This is a genomic window from Prosthecobacter sp. (assembly GCF_014879935.1).
Taxonomy (GTDB): Bacteria; Verrucomicrobiota; Verrucomicrobiia; order Verrucomicrobiales; family Verrucomicrobiaceae; genus Prosthecobacter.
The window spans coordinates 1-19,816 of record NZ_JACSRD010000247.1 but is presented as its reverse complement, the minus strand read 5'-3'; the positions used below and the strand labels follow the sequence as shown (position 1 = coordinate 19,816).

15 protein-coding genes and 1 pseudogene are annotated in these 19,816 nt (G+C 63.7%); 15 read left to right on the top strand and 1 reads right to left on the bottom strand.

What is annotated here, in order from left to right; genetic code table 11:
• The first annotated feature begins 471 nt into the window (after nt 1–471).
• The gene (locus tag IAE77_RS28380; protein WP_294234431.1) at nt 472–813 is read left to right on the top strand and encodes a hypothetical protein; all 342 of its coding nucleotides are present in this window, start codon (nt 472–474) and stop codon (nt 811–813) included.
• Nucleotides 814–1,149: 336 nt separating this feature from the next.
• On the opposite strand, the gene IAE77_RS28375 is transcribed toward IAE77_RS28380, so the two are convergent.
• Nucleotides 1,150–1,866, bottom strand: a complete 717-nt coding sequence (locus IAE77_RS28375) for an ECF-type sigma factor (protein ID WP_294234428.1) — start codon at nt 1,864–1,866, stop codon at nt 1,150–1,152.
• 64 nt (nt 1,867–1,930) lie between these two features.
• Here IAE77_RS28375 and IAE77_RS28370 point away from each other — a divergent pair, with 64 nt between their 5' ends.
• The 14 genes and pseudogenes from IAE77_RS28370 (at nt 1,931) to IAE77_RS28305 (ending at nt 19,775) form a co-directional block, all read left to right on the top strand.
• Nucleotides 1,931–9,031: a LamG-like jellyroll fold domain-containing protein gene (locus IAE77_RS28370; RefSeq protein WP_294234425.1), complete on the top strand. Its 7,101-nt coding sequence runs from the start codon at nt 1,931–1,933 to the stop codon at nt 9,029–9,031.
• Between the two features lie 60 nt (nt 9,032–9,091).
• On the top strand, nt 9,092–12,112 hold the full coding sequence (locus tag IAE77_RS28365; RefSeq protein WP_294234420.1) for a sulfatase-like hydrolase/transferase: 3,021 nt from the start codon (nt 9,092–9,094) through the stop codon (nt 12,110–12,112).
• Nucleotides 12,113–12,148: 36 nt separating this feature from the next.
• Complete coding sequence (locus IAE77_RS28360; protein ID WP_294234416.1) at nt 12,149–13,765, top strand: amidohydrolase family protein; 1,617 nt, start codon at nt 12,149–12,151, stop codon at nt 13,763–13,765.
• Between the two features lie 164 nt (nt 13,766–13,929).
• A complete protein-coding gene (locus IAE77_RS28355; protein ID WP_294234414.1) occupies nt 13,930–14,460 on the top strand; it encodes a hypothetical protein in 531 nt (176 codons plus the stop codon).
• 109 nt (nt 14,461–14,569) lie between these two features.
• A complete protein-coding gene (locus IAE77_RS28350; protein WP_294234412.1) occupies nt 14,570–15,103 on the top strand; it encodes an SRPBCC family protein in 534 nt (177 codons plus the stop codon).
• Nucleotides 15,104–15,107: 4 nt separating this feature from the next.
• A complete protein-coding gene (locus IAE77_RS28345; protein WP_294234409.1) occupies nt 15,108–15,500 on the top strand; it encodes a DUF2200 domain-containing protein in 393 nt (130 codons plus the stop codon).
• Nucleotides 15,497–15,883 carry a YciI family protein gene (locus IAE77_RS28340; protein WP_294234406.1) on the top strand — a complete coding sequence of 129 codons (387 nt, stop codon included), beginning with the start codon at nt 15,497–15,499 and terminating at the stop codon, nt 15,881–15,883. The genes IAE77_RS28345 and IAE77_RS28340 overlap by 4 nt, the downstream gene beginning before the upstream one ends.
• Nucleotides 15,880–16,218: a YciI family protein gene (locus IAE77_RS28335; protein ID WP_294234404.1), complete on the top strand. Its 339-nt coding sequence runs from the start codon at nt 15,880–15,882 to the stop codon at nt 16,216–16,218. The genes IAE77_RS28340 and IAE77_RS28335 overlap by 4 nt, the downstream gene beginning before the upstream one ends.
• Nucleotides 16,219–16,344: 126 nt before the next feature.
• Nucleotides 16,345–16,746 carry a YciI family protein gene (locus tag IAE77_RS28330; protein ID WP_294234401.1) on the top strand — a complete coding sequence of 134 codons (402 nt, stop codon included), beginning with the start codon at nt 16,345–16,347 and terminating at the stop codon, nt 16,744–16,746.
• Nucleotides 16,747–16,778: 32 nt separating this feature from the next.
• Entirely contained in the window at nt 16,779–17,180 is a 402-nt protein-coding gene (locus IAE77_RS28325) for a VOC family protein (RefSeq protein WP_294234398.1), read from the top strand.
• Nucleotides 17,181–17,213: 33 nt separating this feature from the next.
• Nucleotides 17,214–17,612: pseudogene (locus IAE77_RS28320) on the top strand (VOC family protein).
• Between the two features lie 2 nt (nt 17,613–17,614).
• Entirely contained in the window at nt 17,615–18,049 is a 435-nt protein-coding gene (locus IAE77_RS28315) for an SRPBCC domain-containing protein (protein WP_294234392.1), read from the top strand.
• The gene (locus IAE77_RS28310; RefSeq protein ID WP_294234389.1) at nt 18,046–18,498 is read left to right on the top strand and encodes an SRPBCC family protein; all 453 of its coding nucleotides are present in this window, start codon (nt 18,046–18,048) and stop codon (nt 18,496–18,498) included. Before IAE77_RS28315 ends, IAE77_RS28310 begins: the two co-directional genes overlap by 4 nt.
• Nucleotides 18,495–19,775: a sigma-70 family RNA polymerase sigma factor gene (locus IAE77_RS28305; RefSeq protein ID WP_294234384.1), complete on the top strand. Its 1,281-nt coding sequence runs from the start codon at nt 18,495–18,497 to the stop codon at nt 19,773–19,775. The genes IAE77_RS28310 and IAE77_RS28305 overlap by 4 nt, the downstream gene beginning before the upstream one ends.
• Nucleotides 19,776–19,816 lie beyond the last annotated feature (41 nt).

Sequence of the window (19,816 nt, the reverse complement as noted above, 5' to 3'; positions counted from 1 at the left end):
CTGCCCCCATTCGACTGCCTGAAGGACGGACAGGAATGCTCATCCTACGTTCGGCCGAACCGAGCGAGGACGAGTTCGAGTAGGAGGACGAGGACGACGGCAACCGAGAACTGCGAACCGCGAACTCATCCGTCATCCCTCATCCGTGCCTCATCCGTGTGCGATCCGTGGTTCAAAACCTCCGGAACTCTTTCGGCCATTCCCAGATCACGCCGACAGACAGCAGCAGACTTGTTCCGATCATTCTACTGCCCCCATTCGACTGCCTGAAGGACGGACAGGAATGCCCATCCTACCTTCGGCCGAACCGAGCGAGGACGAGTAGGAGGACGAGGACGACGGCAAACCGCAAACCGCAAACCGCAAACCGCAAACCGCAAACTGCGAACCGCGAACCGCGAACCGCGAACCGCGAACTCATCCCTCATCCCGCTGCTTGACGACCGGGGGTTTTGACTGAGACTGGGCTGCATGAAATTCGGCTTTTTCGTGGTGGCCGTGGTCGCGGCGCTGTTCTTTGCGGTGCAGGTGCTGAAGCGTCTGCCGAAGGCGAGCTTTGAGGAGGCGGCGGCGGCGATGACGGAGGAGGAGAAGGTGGCGAACGAGGCGCGGGAGTACCTGCGCAAGCGCCTGGGCAAGGACGTGCCGCTGGCGAAGGGACGGCACGACGTGATGAACGATGGCACGGTGATCGTGACGCAGACGGTGGTGTACAAGAACAGCGCGGACTCGATATGGGTCTTCCGCTACAGCCCGCCGCCACGTCAACTGCTGCTGGTGACCAACGACGGTCGTGTGGTGTTCCAGAAGTGAGGGCGGGATGAGAGATGAGGATGGGGGATGAGAGATGGAGTGTCCTGCTCATGGTGCTGCTTCGGGGATGCTGACAGCAGAATGGGTGACAGCAGAATTTGAGTGGTTGGACCCGTTCGGATCGGTCCAGATCATTGGCGTCCAATCAGCGGTTCAAGTTTCAAGAACTCCGGATGGGGGCGAACAGCAGCGTGTGACGTTTGACGCGGATGCGGACGAGGGCGTCCGCGCTCCGTTCCAGCATCGAGCATCATCCTTCGCTCTGTGAGCTACGGATGACACGTCCATCCTTCGCTCTGCGAGCTACGGATGACACGTCCAACCATCCAGCATCCATCACCTCAGCACGCGGATGAGATACCCCATCTCCTCGTCCACATTCGCGTCGGCAGGCTGTGTTTCGGCCACTTCGCGACGCAGGGCCTCGCGAAAACGGGCGCGCAGGCGATGCACGGCCACTTTGAAGGTGTTGGCACTCATTCCGGCTTCGCGGCCGGCTTTTTCGTAATCGGCCGCGTCGGCCTCGCCGGTCAAAAAGGGACGCAGAAGGGCGAATTCGGCGGTTTTGCCCTTCGCGGCGGCATGTTGCTCGAGTTTGGCCATCGCGAGATCGAGGACGGTGAGCGCCCATTGGCGATCAAAGAGGTGATCGGCGCTCTCGCCTTCGATCTGCCCGACTTCATACCAGGCCTCGGCCTCCGTGGCATCGAAGCTCACGATCTGGCCGCCACCGCGCTTTTGACGGCTCTCTTTGCGCTGCTCGTCATTCACGTGACGGCGAAACGCGGTGAGCATGAAGGTGCGCAGCTTGCCGAGTTCGGGGTTCGCGGCGGCGAAGAGCTGCTTTTGCAGCACCTGCACGAAAAAGCCCTGCACGTAATCCTCCGCATCGCCCGGCGTGGCGCCGCAGCGGCGGCTCCACGCATACAGCGGGAACCAATACGCCGCGCACAGCTCCTCCAGCGCCCGCTTCGCCCGTTCATCCTGCCCCTGCGACTGGAGCACGAGGCTCCAGCGGGTCGGTTTGAAGGCGGCGGGGGCGGTTTGAGACATTGGCGGGAAATTTTTCTGTGGCAGACTGTAACCGCTTCCGAGCTTTGACCAAGAAACAGGAGCCATGCCCCCACTTTTCTCCAAGACACTCCTCTTTCTGACCCTTGCCGCAGGAGCACTCGCGCAGCCGGTGACGACGACCGGTTTCAACAACGCCTTCCGCCCGGAGGCACCGGGGACGCTGCTTTCACATCCGGTGACGAACGGCTCGGAACCCATCGGGCGCACGACTTCGATCAATTATCTCAACGGCTGGGTCATCGTGGGCGCGGAGCAGCCGGGGTCGCGGGACGGCTCGGACTGGCTGATGCGCGTGTATGACATCGCCGATCCGGCGAACCCGGTGCGGCGTTTCCCCTCGGACTTCGGGTTGGCGTATGAGGGGGATTTCTGGCACTTCGGCAATGTGGGCGTGCATGCGCATGGCACGATGCAGTGGGGCTCCCTGCTGCTGCCGCAGGTGATGCGGGTGCAGGGCTTTGGGGGTGTCGTGGAGCGCGGCGGCACGAATGGCATCCCGCAGCTCAGCCAGGTGCCCATCGGCTATGACCGCGGCAGCATGGCAGGACCGTGGGAGGTGAACGCGCTGTGGTACAATTCACCGGACGCGAACATCGACATCCGCCAGGCCTACCTGGGAGGCTCCGGGCTGGTGGCCTTCAACACGGTGGCCAGCCTGGATCATGTGGGCCAGTTTGGCGGCGGCGACTGGCATCCGATGCTGTTTGGAGATCTGCTGATCATGGCACGCAGCGGTGTGGCGGGACACGATGGCGTGGTGGTGTATCGCCTGGAGTATCACAACTTCGACGATCCGGTGCGCGCGAACCGCTCCATCACGCCGCACTTTGTCGGCTCGCTGGACGGTGGCTTTCAAGGTTACTGGCCGAACCTCTTCAGCGATGGCACGGGACTTTACGTGATCGGCTCGACGACGGACATCCTCATCGGCGCTGACATCACGCAGGCGGCGCATCCGGCGGGCGACGGCTCCGTGCGCGTGGCCGCCAGCCTGACGGTGCCGGCCTTCACCAATGCGTCCTACCCGGTGTATCAGGACAACTTCGGCTTCATCCACAACCGCAAGATCGACATGACACGCTTCCTGGCGGGCGATGCGAATCCGATCGTGCTGACCTTGAACGAAGTGAATCCGCCGCGTCCGCCTGGAGCGCCCGCGCTGCCAGGCGGGGCCATTGTGGGCGTGAACACCTCGCAGATGTCGCTGCCGCTGGGCAATCTGTGGCTTACGGGCGGGTATCCGATCCCGGGCACGAATCAAGGCCTGGGCGTGTGGGTGCATCAGCAGGAGCCGGATTCCGCACCGCCACAGGTGAGCTACCACATCCCGCAGGCGAACCGTGTGAACTATCCGCGCCATGCGCCGCTGAGCTTCCTGCTGCATGAGCACTCGCGCGCGGGCGGTCCGCGCAATGGGATCGACTTCACCGTGCGTCCCGTCGGGGAAGGGGATGTGCTGGGAGCTTTCGTGCCCGGCTTTCTCATCCACGATTTCGCGGGTGTGCTCACGTTCACGCCGGATGCCGGGCTGGCGGCGGACACGACCTATCAGGTGGATTTCCTGAGCAATCCGGCGCTGGAGGTTGGCTTTCGCGACGCGGCGGGGAACTACATCGAGCCGTATTCCTTCCGCTTTGCCACGGGCGGCGGGATCAATGCCGCCGCACCGCCGGTGTTGAGCAGTGTGACGGCGGATGTGTATCAACCCGCGCCCGGCCAGCAGGTGACGGTGACCGTGGCCGCCACGGGTGATCCGCTGCTGGAATACCGCTTCAACTTTGACGGCACCTGGTCGGACTGGGACACGGACAACTTCGCCAGCCACACCTACACGAGCGCAGGCCGCCCGCGTGTGCTGGTGCAGGTGCGGGACGGTCATGGCAGCATCGTCAACGGGTCGCTGCGTTTTCTGGTCATCACATCGCCGCCTGCATCCCCGCGCCCGACGCAAAGCAGCACGCTGGCCGTGGGCGATGACGCGGGCACTCGACGCGTGTGGAGCGTGAATCCAGACGCGAACACTGTAACGGTGATCAACGCGACCACCGGGGCGAAAGAGGGCGAACATGCCGTCGGTGCCGACCCGCGCGGCATCGCACGCGATGTGAACGGCCGCTACTGGGTGACCTGCCACGACAGCGATGAAATCCGCGTGCTGAACGTCGATGGCAGCGCTCACGCGACGATTCCGCTGGCCTATGGCTCCGCGCCGCATGGCATCGCCCCTTCGCCGGATGGGACGCTGCTTTATGTCACGCTGTTCGGCTCCGGGCAGGTGCATCGCTACTCGGCGGCGGCTCCTTTGAACGCGCCGCTGACGGTGACGGGGCTGGACACGCCGCGTGCCATCGCCATCAGCGCGGACGGCACGCGTGTGCTGGTCACGCGTTTCATTTCGCCGGAGCTGCATGCGGAGGTGCGGGAGTTCAATGCCACGCTGGCGGCGGTGCGCACCATCACGCTCAGCTCGGCGAACACGCTGGATGGTGGCGACCGCGCTTCGGGTGTGCCGAATTACCTCGCAGGCATCGCCATCTCGCCGGACGGCACGCGGGCGGCCATCGTTAGCAAGCAGGACAACACTTTGCGCGGCACCTTCTTCGGTGTGGGCAATCTCACGCACGAGACGACGGTGCGCGCGGTCATTTCGTTCCTCGATTTGAACAGCAACGCCGAGATCCCTCACTCGCGCCGTGATTTTGACAACAGCGACAGCCCCAGCGCGGTGACTTACACGCCGCTGGGCGACATGCTGCTCATCGCGCATCAGGGCAACAACCGCGTCGTGGGCGTTGATGCGCTGAACCTCGCGCCGCTGACGGAGCAGATCGTCGCTGGCTCCATGATCACGCAGCCGGCGGTCATCGCGCTGGAGATCGGCGCCGGGCTGGCACCGCAGGGCGTTTTGATCGATGGCGTGTCGAACCGACTCTTCACCCAGGACTTCATGGGCCGCAGCGTGACCGTGAGGAATGCAGCGCCGCTGCTGCTGCAGAATCAAACTTCGCTGCCACTCGTCGCCACCACGTCAGCGGTGCTCACCGAACTGCTCAGCGAACCGGTTTTGACCGGGAAGCGCATCTTCTACAACGCCGCCGATCCGCGCATGAGCGCGGACAGCTACATCTCCTGCGCGACGTGTCACATCGACGGCAGCCACGACGGACGCGTGTGGGACTTCACCGGACGCGGCGAAGGTTTGCGCCGCACGACGGATCTGCGCGGTCGCAGCGGCCTGGGCCACGGCGCGGTGCACTGGAGCGGGAATTTTGACGAGATTCAGGACTTCGAGCACGACATCCGCGGTCCCTTCGGCGGCACGGGCTTTTTAAATCTCACGCCACAGCAGTTCGCCGGGCGGCATCCATCACCCGCGAGCGGAAAAACCGGCCTCAGCGCCGATCTCGATGCTCTGGCGGCCTATGTGTCCTCTTTGACGCCGGAGCACACGCCGCGCAGTCCGAACCGAAATGCGAACGGCACGCTCACAGCGGCTGCCGTGGCCGGGCAGGCCGTTTTTGCCGCGCAAAACTGCGCGTCATGCCACAGCGGCGCGGGTTTCACCAACAGCACGCTCACCAATGTCGGCACGCAGTCGGCGCTCAGCGGTTCGCGGCTCGGGCAGACGCTCACCGGCATCGACACGCCGACTCTGCACGGCCTGCATGCCACGCGTGCGTATCTGCATCACGGCCAGGCGGCCACCTTGGGCGATGTGTTCGCCTACGCGGGCGGTGTGTGGCTTCCAGGCGCATCGGGCGAGTTTTTTGGCGGCGGCACCGGCCCGATCAATGATGATCCCGCGCAAGGCGGCGGCGGATTCAATCGCGGTTACTTCAACGGCTCCGCGGCCTTCCTCGGCGGCACTGACGGCGCATCCGGCGTGCGTTTCGCGAATGTGGATGGCGGCACGGGCGGCATGGCGCGGATCGCGCTGCGTCATGTGCGGCAATACGGCGGCGGCACCGCGCACGTGAGCATCAATGGGGCGCAGCAGACGGTCATGGTGGAGCGGCAGTTCCCGGACAACGCGTGGCAGATCAGCGGCTGGCGCTGGCTGGTGATCGAGGCGCCGCTGAACGCGGGAACGGGAAACACGATCGAAGTGCTTCGCGGCAACGGCGATCTGATCTTGAACGGCCTTCTCGTCGCGAATGCCTCGCAGCTTGCCATCGCGCAGCCGCATCGCCTGGTGCAAAACCTCGCGAGCGGTGACCGCGACGATCTGCTGGCCTACGTGCGGCAGATCGACGGGCGTGACGCCGCAGGCCTGGCTTTGCCGCCGCCGGGCGCGCCTTCACCGCAGGTGCCGGGCATTGTCAGCGAGCCTGCGGACATCACGCTGGCCGCGGGGAACGCGCTGCACCTTGTCGTGGCCGTGAGCGGCACGGGACCGTTTGATTTTGTCTGGCGGCGCGGGGTGACAGTGGTCGGCACGAACAGCCCGGAACTGAACATCGCAAGTGTGACGCCCGCGGATGCCGGGAGCTACACCGTGGAGGTGACCAACACGCAGGGAAGCATCACCACGACGCCGGCGCAGGTCACGGTGAACGAAACGCTCAGCGTGGTCACGACCTCGCTGCCTCTGGCAACGGCGGGCGTGGCTTACAACACCGCTTTGCAGGCTGCCGGCGGCGTCGGCACGCGCACCTGGAGTGTCACGGCGGGCGTTCTGCCTCTGGGCATCAGCCTCAGCAGCGGCGGGGTGCTCAGCGGCACCGTGAACTCGCCTGCGCGCGCCATTTTCACCGTGCAGGTGAGTGACAGCTCCGGCAGCGCCACGAGCGATGTGCAGCTCGATGTGCAGCCTGTGGGCGGTTTTGTGAACGATCCTGATCTGGTGCTGCACTACACCTTCGATGAAGGCGGCGGCACGCAGGTCTGGGACAGCGCCGCCGGCGGCAACAACCACGCGACCACGGTGAACAACGCGCACTGGGTGCCGGGCGGGCGCTTTGGCGGCGCTTACGGCCCCGCAGCCGCCGACGCGGGCCTCAACAACTTCCTGCCCGCGAACCAGGCCGACCTCGACTTCGATCCGCGAGGCGATGAGTACACCATCTCAAGCTGGGTGCGCACCACGGCCGTGAGCTCCTACCACATCATCGTCGGCAAGGACGGCGGCGATCCCTACCGCGTGCAGCTCCGCCTGTGGACCGTGAATCCACCGAACCTGCTGCAAGGCATCCACGGCAACCAATACGGCGGCACGTTGAACGGAGCACCACCGGTGAACGACGGCCAGTGGCATCTGGTGACGCTGGTGAACTACAACGACGCGGGCACCTGGCGCACGCGGCTTTACTTCGACGACGGCACGCAGTTCACCCAGTCCGACACGGGAGCCGGCGGCACCGTGCCCGCGCCCCTGCGCATCGGCGGCATGAGCGCCGGGTGGAACGGGTGGGCCGGCCAGCTCGATGACTTCCGCATCTACCGCCGTGCTTTGTCGCAAGGCGAAGTGGCGCAGCTTTACGCGCCGCCCGTCGGTCCCACGGTGAACATCGCGCTGGCACCCGGACAGCAGGCCAACGGGGCGCGGCCTTATGCGGAGTTCGATGTGGCCTTCTCCGAGCCGGTCGCGGGTCTCGCAGCCGATGATTTCACGCACAACGGCACGCATGCGGCGCTTTTCACGCTCGTGGAAGGCACGCAGTATCGGCTGCGCATCGCCGGATACGCGGCAGGTGTCGTTTCCGCGCAACTCCCCGCCGCCAGCGTCACTGCCGTGAGCGATGGTGAGCCGAACAACGCGTCCAACCTCGCCGCCATCACCTATGCGCCGCCGGTGGATGACGATCTCGCGCCGCTGTCCGATGAATTTGAAGACGCGGCCACGCTCGCGGACTGGCAGCGCAATTACATCGTCGAAGGCTGGACTGGCGCGGACAAGCTGGAGGTGTGGGACATCGACACCAGTCGCAGCGGCCACATGCGGCTCGTGCCGTATGCCAGCAGTTGGTACCAGCCTTACACCGGCGCGTATGCCTTCAAGCAGGTGACCGGCGACTTCGTGGCGACGATGCGCATGCACGCCGCGCGTCGTGGCGGCCTGCCTGGAAGACCTGCGGCGCTCTACAGCCTCGGCGGCATCATGGTGCGCACGCCGCGTGGTTTCACCCATGCCGCGCCGAATCCCGATCCGGGCTCCGGCGTGGTGCTGCCCTGGCCGCCCAGCGGCTACACCACGCCATGGACACCGAATTCGGAGAACTACATCTTCCTCTCCTACGGCTACGCCGACGCGGCCGCGTGGGGCAACGTGCCCAACACGTGGTACAACGAGGTGAAGACCACGATCAACGGCGTCTCCACGCTCTATGCGACGCAGGCCGGCATCCCGGCGGACACGGACCTCGTCACGCTCCAGGTGGTGCGCTCCGGCAATGTCTTCGTCGTCCTGCGCCGCCATGGCGAGGGCGGCCAGTGGATCATCGAGAACCGCTTCACGCGCAACGACATGCCCGCCACGCTCCAGGTCGGCATCACCACCTACACGGACTGGCCCACCGCGTCAGCGCAGGATCCGTTTCATCACAACCGCACCGTGAACATCGGTGGGAATCCCGATCTCGTCGCCGATGCCGATTATCTCCGCCTCCGCAGACCCGTTGCCGCCATCACGCCGGCCGCGCTGCAAGGCCTGCCCGTCACCGGCCAGGGCGGAGCGCCGGTCATGCTCGCCGGCACCGCCTTGGCAACGCAACTGGGTGACAGTGTGAACGCGGCGCATCAGCCGGGTGAAACGTTCGACGACTGGCTCGCTGCCCATTTGACGCCTTCGCAGTTGGTGAGCCCCACGCTCACGCTTCCAGGCGGAGACGCCAACGGCGACGGCTTGCCGAATCTCGTCGAGTTCGCCCTCGGCGGCGGGCTGCTGGCGCCCCTCACGCTGCAACTGTCCGGAGACACCGCGGAACTCACCTTCACCCGCAACAGCGCCGCCCGTGGCATCACGCTCATCGTTGAAAGCACGACCGACTTCATCACCTGGACGCCTCTGGCCACTTCCGTGGATGGAAACCCGCCCACGGGCCCCGCCACCATCATCGAGGGCTCCGGTGCCGTCCGCACCGTCACCGTTCAGCACTCCGCAGCTCCTGGGCGCGGCTTTTACCGTCTGCGTGCGGTGATGCCATAGGCCGGCAGTTTTTTACAGACTGTCATCCTGCCGTCAGGTAGCCTCCGGCACTTTCGCGGCATGAAATCGCTGTTTTGCCTGCTTCTGACCACCTGCGCCGTGCTCGCACAGCCGTCGAACATCCTCGTCATCATCGCGGATGACCTTGGCGCGGACAGTTTTCCTCTCACGGCCACGGGCGGAACGCAGGCACCGATGCCGAACCTCACCGCGCTGAAAAACAGCGGCGTGCTGTTCACAAACGCGCATGCGCAGCCCACCTGCTCGCCCACGCGGGCCACGATGCTCACCGGGCGGCATCCGTTTCGCACGGGAATCGGGGCGCAACTCACCGGCGCCACGAGTCCGCAGCTATCAACGAGCGAGTTCACGCTGCCGGAGGCCTTTGCGGCGAATCCGGGCCTCGGCTACTCGCTGGCGATGTTTGGCAAATGGCACCTGAACTCCGGCGCGGGCACGAATGACACGCCGCGCACCGTCGGCGGCTGGCCGCACTTTGCGGGCACGATCATCGGGGCGCTGCCGGATTACTCGGCATGGACGAAGATCACCAACAACGTCAGCGCAGCCACCACGACCTATGCGACGACGGACACGGCGAATGACGTGATCGCCTTCATCCAGGCGCAGCCTTCCGGAACGCCGTGGTTCGCCTGGGCGGCCTTCAACGCGCCGCATGCGCCTCTGCATGTGCCGCCGGCGAATTTGCACAGCTATGGCACGCCAGCGACGAACCGCGGCATGTATGAGGCCATGTGCGAAGCCTTCGACACCGAGGTCGGCCGCATTTTGGCCGTGGTGAACCTCACGGACACGCATGTCATCTTCATCGGTGACAACGGCACGCCTTCCAACGTCATCCAGGCGCCCTACAACGCCGCGCACTCAAAGGAAACGATCTACCAGGGCGGCACGCGGGTGCCGCTGATCATCGCCGGGCCGTCGGTGGTCAGCCCGAACCGCGACAGCAGCGTGCCGGTGCATGCGGTGGACCTTTACAGCACCATTCTGGAGCTCGCGGGCATCAGCGTGGCCGCGACACAGCCTGCGACGAATGCGCTCGATTCACGCAGCCTGACGCCCATTTTGCAAAACAGCAGCGAAAGCAGGCGCATGGTGATGAGCCAGATGTTCAGCGCCGAGCTCGCCACGAGCGTGAGCGGTCGCGTGATCACGGATGCGGCGGGTTACACGCTCCTGCAGTTCGATGACGGCCACGAGGAGCTGTTTCATGTCCCCACGGATGCCAATCAAGGCACCAACCTGCTCGGCACGAACGTCACGAACGCGCAGCAGACCGCCTACGCGGCACTGAAGCTGCAATCGGCGTCCTATTCCGCCAGCGGTGCGTTGGATGAGCCGCTCATCAGCTCCTGGCAGACCGCGAACAGCGGCCAGTATGCGCGCATTTTTCCCACGCTGGCCGATTTGAACTCCAACACGACCGCCACCACGTGGACACGCGGCCAGGGCACGCAGGCCACGCCGGCCTACTCAGACGTGCATCAGGTCGATTACAGCACGAGCTGGGTTTACGTGCACAGCACCGGCCTCGCGAGTCACATCATGGGTCCGTGGTATCTGAATGCGGCGAAGACGAACCTGTTCCCGAATTATCCGGCGAATCAGGCCGTGAAGTGGCGATTTCCGCGCACGCCGGTCATTCCCACGACGAAGGTGAACACCGGTCTCGGTGCCACGGGCCGCATGGTGAACGGCGTGAGCTTGTTTGACTGCCGCGATGCCTTTTCCTACTCCACCGCGAACGCGGCGGACGCCACGCCGGGCGGCAGCTTCACCGGTGACGGCATCTGGAACCGCGACGCTTACCACAATGAGAGCGTGACCTTTGATCCGGCCTATGCGCATCAAGCGGGGAGCAATTATCACTACCACGCGCAGCCCATCGCGCTGCGCTATCAACTCGGTGATCATGTGGACTTCAATCCCACGACGAATTTGTACACCGAAAACACCGCGCCGGTGACGAAGCACTCACCCATCGTCGCGTGGGCACAGGACGGGCTGCCAGTTTACGGGCCGTATGGCTACTCCACGGCGATGGACGCGGGCAGCGGCGTGCGGCGCATGATCAGCGGCTTTGCCCTGCGTGATGGCAGCAATGGCACGGCGGCCATCACCGTCCGGCAGGTTTTGCCTGCCTGGGCCGCTCGTGTGCAGAATCGCACTGCCGCGCTGGCTGCCAATCAATACGGCCCCGCGGTCGGTGCGAACTTTCTGCTCGGTCATTACATCGAGGACTATGAGTATCTCGGCGATCTCGGGCAGACCCTGGGCACGCACTTTGATCTCAATGAGCAGAACGTCCGGTTCTGCGTCACGCCGGAGTTTCCCGGCGGCACCTGGGCCTACTTCACGCCGATCCAGGCCGATGGCACGCCAGTGTTCCCTTACACCACAGGCCGCCAGTTCTACGGCGATCCCATCGGAGGCGCGGTGACGACGATCAGCGAGCCCGTGAGCACCGCCGTCCTCGCAGGACCGCTGAAACCCGACCAGGATCACACGCTCGGCATCAACTCGGGCAACGTCACCCTCACCTGGAGTGGTGTGGAAGGCGGAATCTACCAAATCCAGGCCAGCCCGGATCTCACCACGTGGACCGCTTTGACGCCGAACGTCACGGCCAGCGGGGCTGACCTTGTCAGCGCCACCGAAACCGCTGCCGCGACCGCCAATCCGCGCCGGTTTTACCAAACCACGCGCACCGCACTCGCCACGTATGACCGGAATGGCATCGCCGGCACCTATTTCACCAGCACCGCGCCCGTCGGCGGCGGTGACAACACCGTGACGCCCGGCGCTGGCGGCCGCGGCACCACGGTAGCAGTTGTCATCCAACTGCCCACGCCGCTCCCGCCTGCGAATGTCGGCGTGAGCAGCATCACCTTCGGCAGCGGCACGGGAGTGACCGTCAACAGCATCGTGCGCTACAGCCAGACGCTCATCACCGCGAACTTCGTCATCGCCGCCGGTGCCACGACTGGAGCCCGCAACGTCATCGTCACCTACAATGGCGGCGTCACGCGCACGATCACGAATGGTTTCACGGTGAATTGATCTCCCGTCATCCTCACGAAAGGTTCGTTCGGGATCATGATCGCGATGAAAGCGCTCTTCCTCCTCGCCATCGCCTCCGCGTTGTCCGCGCAGACAGCGGACACGATCTACCACAACGCCAGAATCGTCACCGTGGACGCTGGATTCCGCATCGTCAGCGGTCTCGCGGTGAAAGGGGACCGCATTCTCGCGGCGGATGACATCGCGAAGCTCAAACCGCTCGCCGGACCGCAGACGAAGCTCGTCGATCTGAAAGGCCGCACAGTCATTCCCGGCCTCATCGACAATCATCTGCACTTCCTCCGCGATGCGATGCGCTGGAAGCAGCAGACGCGCATCGACGGCATCACCAGCCGTGCCAAAGCGCTCGAAGTCATCGCTGCGAAGGCCAAAGCCTCGCCGGAGGGCCAGTGGGTCTTTGTGCTCGGTGGCTGGAGTGAAGATCAATTCGCCGATCAGCCCGGTGGATTCACGAAAAGCGAGCTGGATGCCGCCGCGCCGAAAAATCCCGTCTTGATCCAAAAGAGCTACATGGCCGCCTACACGAACACTTTGGCTGATTCGGCTCTTGGAAGCCCGGGAGGCCAAAACAGTGGCTTCAAAGGCAAAGGGAAGGGCGGCATTAAAAAGGGCGGAGGCGGCGGAGGCGATTCCGGTGCTCGCGGCATCATCAACAGCGCTCTCGACCGCTTTTTGCCCGAGCCTTCTGAAAACGAAGCGCTGCAAAACATCCGCGACTTCAGCGCTGTGCTCAATGGCATGGGTTTGACCACGGTCTATGATGTCGGACGCGATACCGACGGCCCCATTGAGCTCTGCGGCAAGCTCGCCGCACAAAATCAGGCCACGCTGCGTGTCTTTCACACGCTCCGCTACAGCGCGAATGATCCCGCGCAGGCGGATGAGGCCGTTTCACTCATCCAACGCTCGAAGCCGCTGCAAAACGACGCGTGGAGCGGCCTCGTCGGCATCGGCGAGCACACCTACGGCCCCATTCACGACAGCACCATGCGCCTCACACGCTACAGCGCCGAGGCCCTCGCGCCGTTTGAAAAAATCGCCGCTGCGGCAGCCGCTGGTGGCTGGCACATTCATGATCACGCCATGCAGGACAGCACCATCACCGCCTACATGGATGTTTTCGAACGCGTGGCCGCCAAAGGCAGCGTGGCACGTTGGACGCTCGCGCATTGTGACACCATCAAGCCCGCCAGCATCGCCCGCGCGAAGCAGCTCGGCCTCACGCTCGCCATTCACAACAAAACCGCCAAGCCCGCTGGCCGCGATGGCGACTCACCGCCGCTCAAAGCCATCCAAGACAGCGGCATCGTGTGGGGCCTCGGCAGCGATGGCGGCGTCGTGGCACCCATCAATCCCTTCACCACGCTCTGGTGGGCCGTCTCCGGCAAAATCTTCCCGGATCGCGTCGCCATCCAGCAACCCGTGACGCGCGAGCAGGCCCTCATCGCCCACACGCGATCCAATGCGCATCTGCTCTTCAAAGAAAAAGACCTCGGCAGCCTCGAACCCGGCAAGCTGGCGGACTTCCTCGTCCTCGACCGCGACTACCTCACTGTGAACGCCGACGAGATCAAAGACATCCGGCCCGCCATGACCGTTGTGGGTGGGAAGGTGGTTTTCGGGACTCCGTGAGCCTATTGGAGGCCGTGGTCCTCTGGATTCAGATGGTGCGCGGCTGTTGGCCGGACGCAGAGGACGAAAGTATTTTCACTTTTTATGTCCTCGCCGGGGCTGCGTGTTCGTCGATGATGTGACCGGTGGCCCCTTGGCTCCGAAATCACACATCCCTCACTCCAATGATCAAACACGCGCTCCTCCTTGCCCTCGCCGCCTGTGCGGCGCTCACCTCGTGCCAGACAGGCCAAGACAAACACGCAGCCTGCGCCGACATGCCGCCCTACAAGGGCTCCGCAGCCTTTGAGCGCATGAAATCGCTCGTCGGCAAGTGGTCGGGCGAATCGCCCGAGATGGGCACGATGAACACCGAGTTCCGGCTCATCGCGGGTGACTCGGTGATTCAGGAGACTTTTGCCGGAGGCACGCCGATGGAGATGCTGAGCGTGTATCACGATGTGAACGGCAAGCTCACCATGACGCACTACTGCATGCTGCGAAACCAGCCGCGCATGAAGCTGGTGAAGCAGACCGCCAACTCGCTCACCTTTGATCTCGCGCCGACGCCCGGTCTGAACACGGCCAAAGACATGCACATGCACGGTGCCACCTACACCTTCCTCGACGCGAACCACTTCAAGCTCGAAGGCGTCTCCTGGAAAGACGGCAAAAGCGCCCCCTGCGGCCCGCCGGTGATCTTCACGCGGAAGTAATTCGCCGCGGAGGTTGGAGTGCAGGCTTTAGCCGAGCTCTTCGACCTTTCGAATCATCCCAAACCATCGGCTAAAGCCTGGACTCCAACTCACCAACCACATCACCACCGTGTTCAAGAAGATCCTCATCATCCTCGCCGTGCTCGTCGGCGGCTTCATCGCCGCAGCGTTGCTGAAATCGCCCGATTTCCGAGTGGAGCGCAGCATCACCGTCACCGCGCCACCGGAGGCGGTGTTCGTGTGGTTCAACAGCCACAAGAAGTTCAACGAGTTCAATCCCTGGCTGAAAATGGACCCGGGCGCGAAGGTCGAATACCTCGGGCCGGAAACGGGTATCGGTGCGGCTTCAACTTGGGAGGGCGGCAAGACCGGCAAGGGCAAGGCCACCATCACCGAGAGCAAACCGAACGAGCTCATCCGTCTGCGCATGGACTGGCTGGAGCCGATGGAGGGCGTCAGCACCGTCGATTACCTCTTCAAATCGGACGATGGCAAAACGACCGTCACCTGGGCCATGTATGGCAGGAACGAAGGCCTGCTGGCCAGGATGATCAGCCTCGTGATGGACTGCGAGTCCATGTGCGGCCCGGAGTTTGAAAAGGGACTCGCCGACATGGCGACGCTCGTCACTGCGCCGAAGTGAAGCCATGAAAAGGACATCTGACACGCCTTCCGCCACCGCAGGCGCAAAGCACCGCATCTTCTCCACGAGCTTCGCGAGCGTGTATCCGCTTTATGTCGCGAAGGCGGAGAGAAAAGGGCGGACGAAGGCGGAGGTGGACACCATCATTGGCTGGCTCACCGGCTACAGCCAGCAGGAGCTTGAAGCCGTGCTGGCCGCGCAGAGCGACTTCGAGACCTTCCTTGTCAAAGCCCCGCGGATGAACCCGATGCGCTCTTTGATCACGGGCGTCGTCTGCGGCGTGAGAGTGGAGGACATCGCGGACCCGCTGATGCGTGAGCTGCGCTACCTCGACAAGCTCATTGATGAACTGGCCAAAGGAAGAGCCATGGAAAAAATACTGCGACATCAACCATGAACCCCGAACAAAATCAGTTTCTGCTGCTCTCGCGAGGCAAATGGGACCCGGCATCCGCGAAAGAAGACATCGAGGCCGCCATCGGCCAGTTTTACGCCTGGTATGAGGCGAATCTCGCCAAAGGCGTCTTCAAGCCCGGCTCGCGTCTCACGATGGATGCGGCGCTTGTGACTCGTGATGGCATTCGCACCGATGGACCCTTCGCAGAGGGGAAAGAAGTCATCGGCGGCTACTGGATCATCGTCGCAGAGAGTCTCGCTTCCGCTGCGGCGATTGCTTCGGAGAGTTCCGTCCTGGCGCATGGCATTCGCTATGAAATCCGCCCGCTCGAATCCGAGCGCGGCTCCGCCTACCGCCACACAAACGAAACACCGGAAGAATGAAATACCTCATCTCATTCCCAGCGCCGGCCTTCAATGTGCCTGCCGGGGAAGTGCCAGCGGTCAGCGAAGCGTCGCACGAAGTCATCCGCGAGGCGAAGGCCGCCGGTGTGTATGTTTTCGGCGGAGGATTCAATGCGGACCTCGCTCCGCAGATGGTCGCCGCGGACGGAAGCGTCCGAAACGAAGGCTACCCGCAGACCCGGGAGCTCACCGGAGGCTTTTGTGTGCTGGAACTGCCTTCCCGCGAGTCCGCTGTCGTCTGGGCGGCCAAGCTCGCCCGCGCCTGCCGCTGCTCGCAGGAACTCCGCGAGTTCCATTTCGATCCGGAAAGCTGACAAACACCGACCTCGCTTCCACATCCCCCTGATCACCGGGTCCATGCGTTGGACTCCAGGCTTCAGGCGATCAATGACGTCCCGAATTCTCCCAAACCGCCGGCTGAAGCCGAAACTCCAACTTCCATGAACGAAACCAACCCCCAAACCGCCACTGGCGAACACCTGCTGCTCATCCGTGGCACTCATTGGAACAGCGGCCTCTCGCCCGCCGAGCTGCAGCGCATCATGACGGACTTCTACGGCTGGGTGGAGGGCCTGCAAAGCAAGGGCATCCTCCGTGGCGCCCAGCCGCTGATGGAGGAGGGGAAACTCATCAGTGGTGCGCAAAGCCTCGTCACCGATGGCGTCTTCGCCGAGTCAAAAGAGGCCATCGCGGGCTACTTCCTGCTCAGCGTGGCTTCCACCGACGAAGCCGTGAAGCTCGCCCAAGCCTGCCCCATCCTCGCCCACGGCGCCCAAATCGAAGTGCGCCCCATCGCCAATCTCTGCCGCCCAATGGCGGATGTAAATGCGATGCAATCCTGATCTCCGTCCCGAAACGCCGCACAAGCACCCCCATGAGCCGTCAGATCTTCCTCAACCTGCCTGTCGCCGACCTTTCCAAAGCCAAGGCCTTCTATGAAGCACTCGGCTTCAGCATCAACGCCGGCTACACCGACGACCAAGCCGCCTGCGTGGTGATGGGCGACGGACTGCACGCCATGCTGCACACGCATGAGAGCCTGCGGCGCTTCACCACGAAGGACATCTGCGATCCACGCTCCTCGGTGCAGGTGCTGATGGCCATCCAGGTGGAAAGCCGTGCCAAGGTGGATCGTCTCGCCGCGGCCGCCGTGGCAAACGGGGGTGCCACGCCGCGCCCCAGCCAGGACCACGGTTTCGTCTATTATCACGCCTTTGAGGATCTTGACGGCAACACCTGGGAACCCATGTGGCTGAATCCAGGCGCATCGGCTTGAACTCATGGCTCCACCCCTCACCCAAAGCCCAACATGACATCCAAACGCAATCCCGTCGGCTGGTTCGAGATCTACGTTTCCGACTTGGCCCGTGCCCGCGCCTTTTACGAAACCGTGCTGAACATCCAGATGCAGCCCATGCCCGTGCCCGATCACATGGCGGGCGGCTTTGAGATGCTGAAGTTTCCGTCAGACATGGAAAACCAGGCCCCGGGATGCGGCGGCACACTTTGCAAGATGGAAGGCTTCAGGCCGGGTGCCGGCGGCACGCTCATCTACTTCTCCTGCGAGGATTGCGGCGTCGTGGCCTCCCGCGTCGCAAGCGCTGGCGGGCGGGTTTTCAAGGAGAAGTTCTAGATCGCACCCTACGGCTTCATCGCCATCCTCCTCGACACGGAGGGCAACATGATCGGCCTGCACTCAATGAAGTAGCCATGAAGACACTCCACTTCACCATCAGGATCGAGGCTCCCCGCCAGGTGGTCTGGGACACCATGCTGTCACTGGAAACCTACCGGCAGTGGACCGCCGCCTTCTGTGAAGGCTCCTACTATGAGGGCTCATGGGAGGAGGGCGCGGCCATCCGCTTTCTCGGCCCCAGTGGCGAAGGCATGAGAGCGGTCATCGCGGAGAACGTCCACCTCCAGCGCATCTCCATCCGCCACCTCGACTGCTTCACGAAAGACAAGGAAGAACCGGTCACTGATCCCGCCTTCGAGAACTACACCTTCCGTGATGTCCCAGGCGGCACCGAGCTGCTCGTGGACATGGACAGCCCCGAGCCCTACGAGGCGATGTTTCAGGAAATGTGGCCGCGGGCGCTCCAGCTTCTGAAAGCCCTCTGTGAAAATAGCCAGCCTTCATCATGAACACCCACACCATCACTCTTCATCGCGTGCTCAAGGCGAAGCCTGAGCTCGTTTACAAAGCCTTCCTCGATCCCGACGCTCTTTGTCGCTGGCTGCCGCCGAATGGATACCTGTGCAAAGTATTCCACCTCGACGCCAAAGTCGGCGGCACCTTCAAGATGGCTTTCACGCAGTTCAACAACGGCCACAGCCATTCCTTCGGCGGCGAATACCTCGAACTCGTGCCGAACGAACTGCTCCGCTACACCGACGTCTTCGACGATCCCAATTTGCCCGGCCAGATCGAAGTGACGGTGAAGCTGAAAGCCGTCTCCTGCGGTACCGAGCTCCACATCACACAGGCCGGCGTGCCCGAGGTGATCCCGGCCGAGATGTGCTACCTCGGCTGGCAGGACTCGCTGCTGCATCTCGCCATGCTTGTCGAAGGCGGTCCGCCTGCTGAAGCATGAGCCAGCCCACCGAGCGCAGCCCCAGCCTGGTGGCGGATGATCTCTTCCGCCGCGAAGGGGCGCGACTCGTGGCGTCGCTCGCGGCACATCTCGGCACGCATCGGCTGCAACTCGCCGAGGATGCCGTGCAGGAGGCGCTGGTGCGTGCGCTGCAAACCTGGCCTTATCGCGGCATCCCGGACAATCCCGCCGCGTGGCTCGCCCAGGCCGCAAAAAATCTGGCGCTCGATGCCTTGCGCCGCGAGCAGACCTGGCATCGCAAGGAAGCGCAGATCACCGCCGAGCAGGAGCGCTGGCTCACGCGCGCCGATCCTGCGGACGAGCCTCACCTCGCCGATGACACTTTGCGCATGCTCTTTGTCTGCTTTCATCCGCAGCTCTCCATCGAGGCGCAGCTCGCGCTCGCCCTGCGCACCGTGTGCGGCATGAGCCCTGCGGAGATCGGCGCGGCCTTCCTCACCAGCGAGGCCGCCATCGCCAAACGACTCGTCCGCGCCCGCCAGCTCATCCGCGATCTACGCCTGCCCTTTGCCGTCCCCGATGCCAGCGAGCTGCCGCAGCGGCTCGATGGCGTGCTCGCCGCGCTCTATCTGCTGTTCAACGAAGGCTACAAAGCCTCCTCCGGCGACCGACTCATCCGCGAGGATCTTTGTCACGAAGCCATCCGCCTCACGCGCCTCCTTGCCGAGCATGCGACAACCTCACAACCGTCCACGAAGGCTCTGCTCGCCCTCATGTGTCTCAACGCGGCCCGTTTGCGTGCTCGCGTGAATGTCGCCGGTGAAATCGTGCGTCTGCATCATCAGGATCGCAGCCAGTGGGATGCGCGTCTCATCGAAGAAGGCATCCTCGCCCTCGGCGCGGCCTCGACCGGCGAAATTATCAGCTCGTATCACGTCGAGGCAGGCATCGCCGCCTGCCACTGCCTCGCGCCTGATGAAGCCAGCACCGACTGGACGCGCATCCTGAGCCTTTACGACCAACTCCTGCTCCTCAAGCCAACGCCCATCGTCGCCATGAACCGTAGCGTGGCTCTCGCCCGCGTGCGTGGTCCGCAAGAGGCCTTGAAAGCGCTCGAAAGCATCCCGAACCGCCATTCGCTCGAAGCGCAGCACCTTTACCACGCCATCCGTGCCAGCTTCATCGCCAAGCTCGGCCAACCCGCCGAAGCCCGCGCCGCCTACCAACGCGCCGCCGACCTCGCCCAATGCGATGCCGAGCGCGAGTTCCTCCGAATCCAGGCGTTGGAGTCTAGGCAGTGTTTTAAAACCTCTTGAGCGGCTGCATCCAATCGATGACAGCGGCGAAAGCGAGCAGT

Bases quoted from the DNA above. Each gene is read 5' to 3' on its own strand.
- IAE77_RS28330 (WP_294234401.1), top strand. From the start codon at position 16,345: ATGAACGAAACCAACCCCCAAACCGCCACTGGCGAACACCTGCTGCTC.
- IAE77_RS28375 (WP_294234428.1), bottom strand. From the start codon at position 1,866: ATGTCTCAAACCGCCCCCGCCGCCTTCAAACCGACCCGCTGGAGCCTC.
- IAE77_RS28305 (WP_294234384.1), top strand. From the start codon at position 18,495: ATGAGCCAGCCCACCGAGCGCAGCCCCAGCCTGGTGGCGGATGATCTC.
- IAE77_RS28365 (WP_294234420.1), top strand. From the start codon at position 9,092: ATGAAATCGCTGTTTTGCCTGCTTCTGACCACCTGCGCCGTGCTCGCA.
- IAE77_RS28335 (WP_294234404.1), top strand. From the start codon at position 15,880: ATGAAATACCTCATCTCATTCCCAGCGCCGGCCTTCAATGTGCCTGCC.
- IAE77_RS28360 (WP_294234416.1), top strand. From the start codon at position 12,149: ATGATCGCGATGAAAGCGCTCTTCCTCCTCGCCATCGCCTCCGCGTTG.
- IAE77_RS28340 (WP_294234406.1), top strand. From the start codon at position 15,497: ATGAACCCCGAACAAAATCAGTTTCTGCTGCTCTCGCGAGGCAAATGG.
- IAE77_RS28370 (WP_294234425.1), top strand. From the start codon at position 1,931: ATGCCCCCACTTTTCTCCAAGACACTCCTCTTTCTGACCCTTGCCGCA.
- IAE77_RS28345 (WP_294234409.1), top strand. From the start codon at position 15,108: ATGAAAAGGACATCTGACACGCCTTCCGCCACCGCAGGCGCAAAGCAC.
- IAE77_RS28310 (WP_294234389.1), top strand. From the start codon at position 18,046: ATGAACACCCACACCATCACTCTTCATCGCGTGCTCAAGGCGAAGCCT.
- IAE77_RS28325 (WP_294234398.1), top strand. From the start codon at position 16,779: ATGAGCCGTCAGATCTTCCTCAACCTGCCTGTCGCCGACCTTTCCAAA.
- IAE77_RS28355 (WP_294234414.1), top strand. From the start codon at position 13,930: ATGATCAAACACGCGCTCCTCCTTGCCCTCGCCGCCTGTGCGGCGCTC.
- IAE77_RS28380 (WP_294234431.1), top strand. From the start codon at position 472: ATGAAATTCGGCTTTTTCGTGGTGGCCGTGGTCGCGGCGCTGTTCTTT.
- IAE77_RS28315 (WP_294234392.1), top strand. From the start codon at position 17,615: ATGAAGACACTCCACTTCACCATCAGGATCGAGGCTCCCCGCCAGGTG.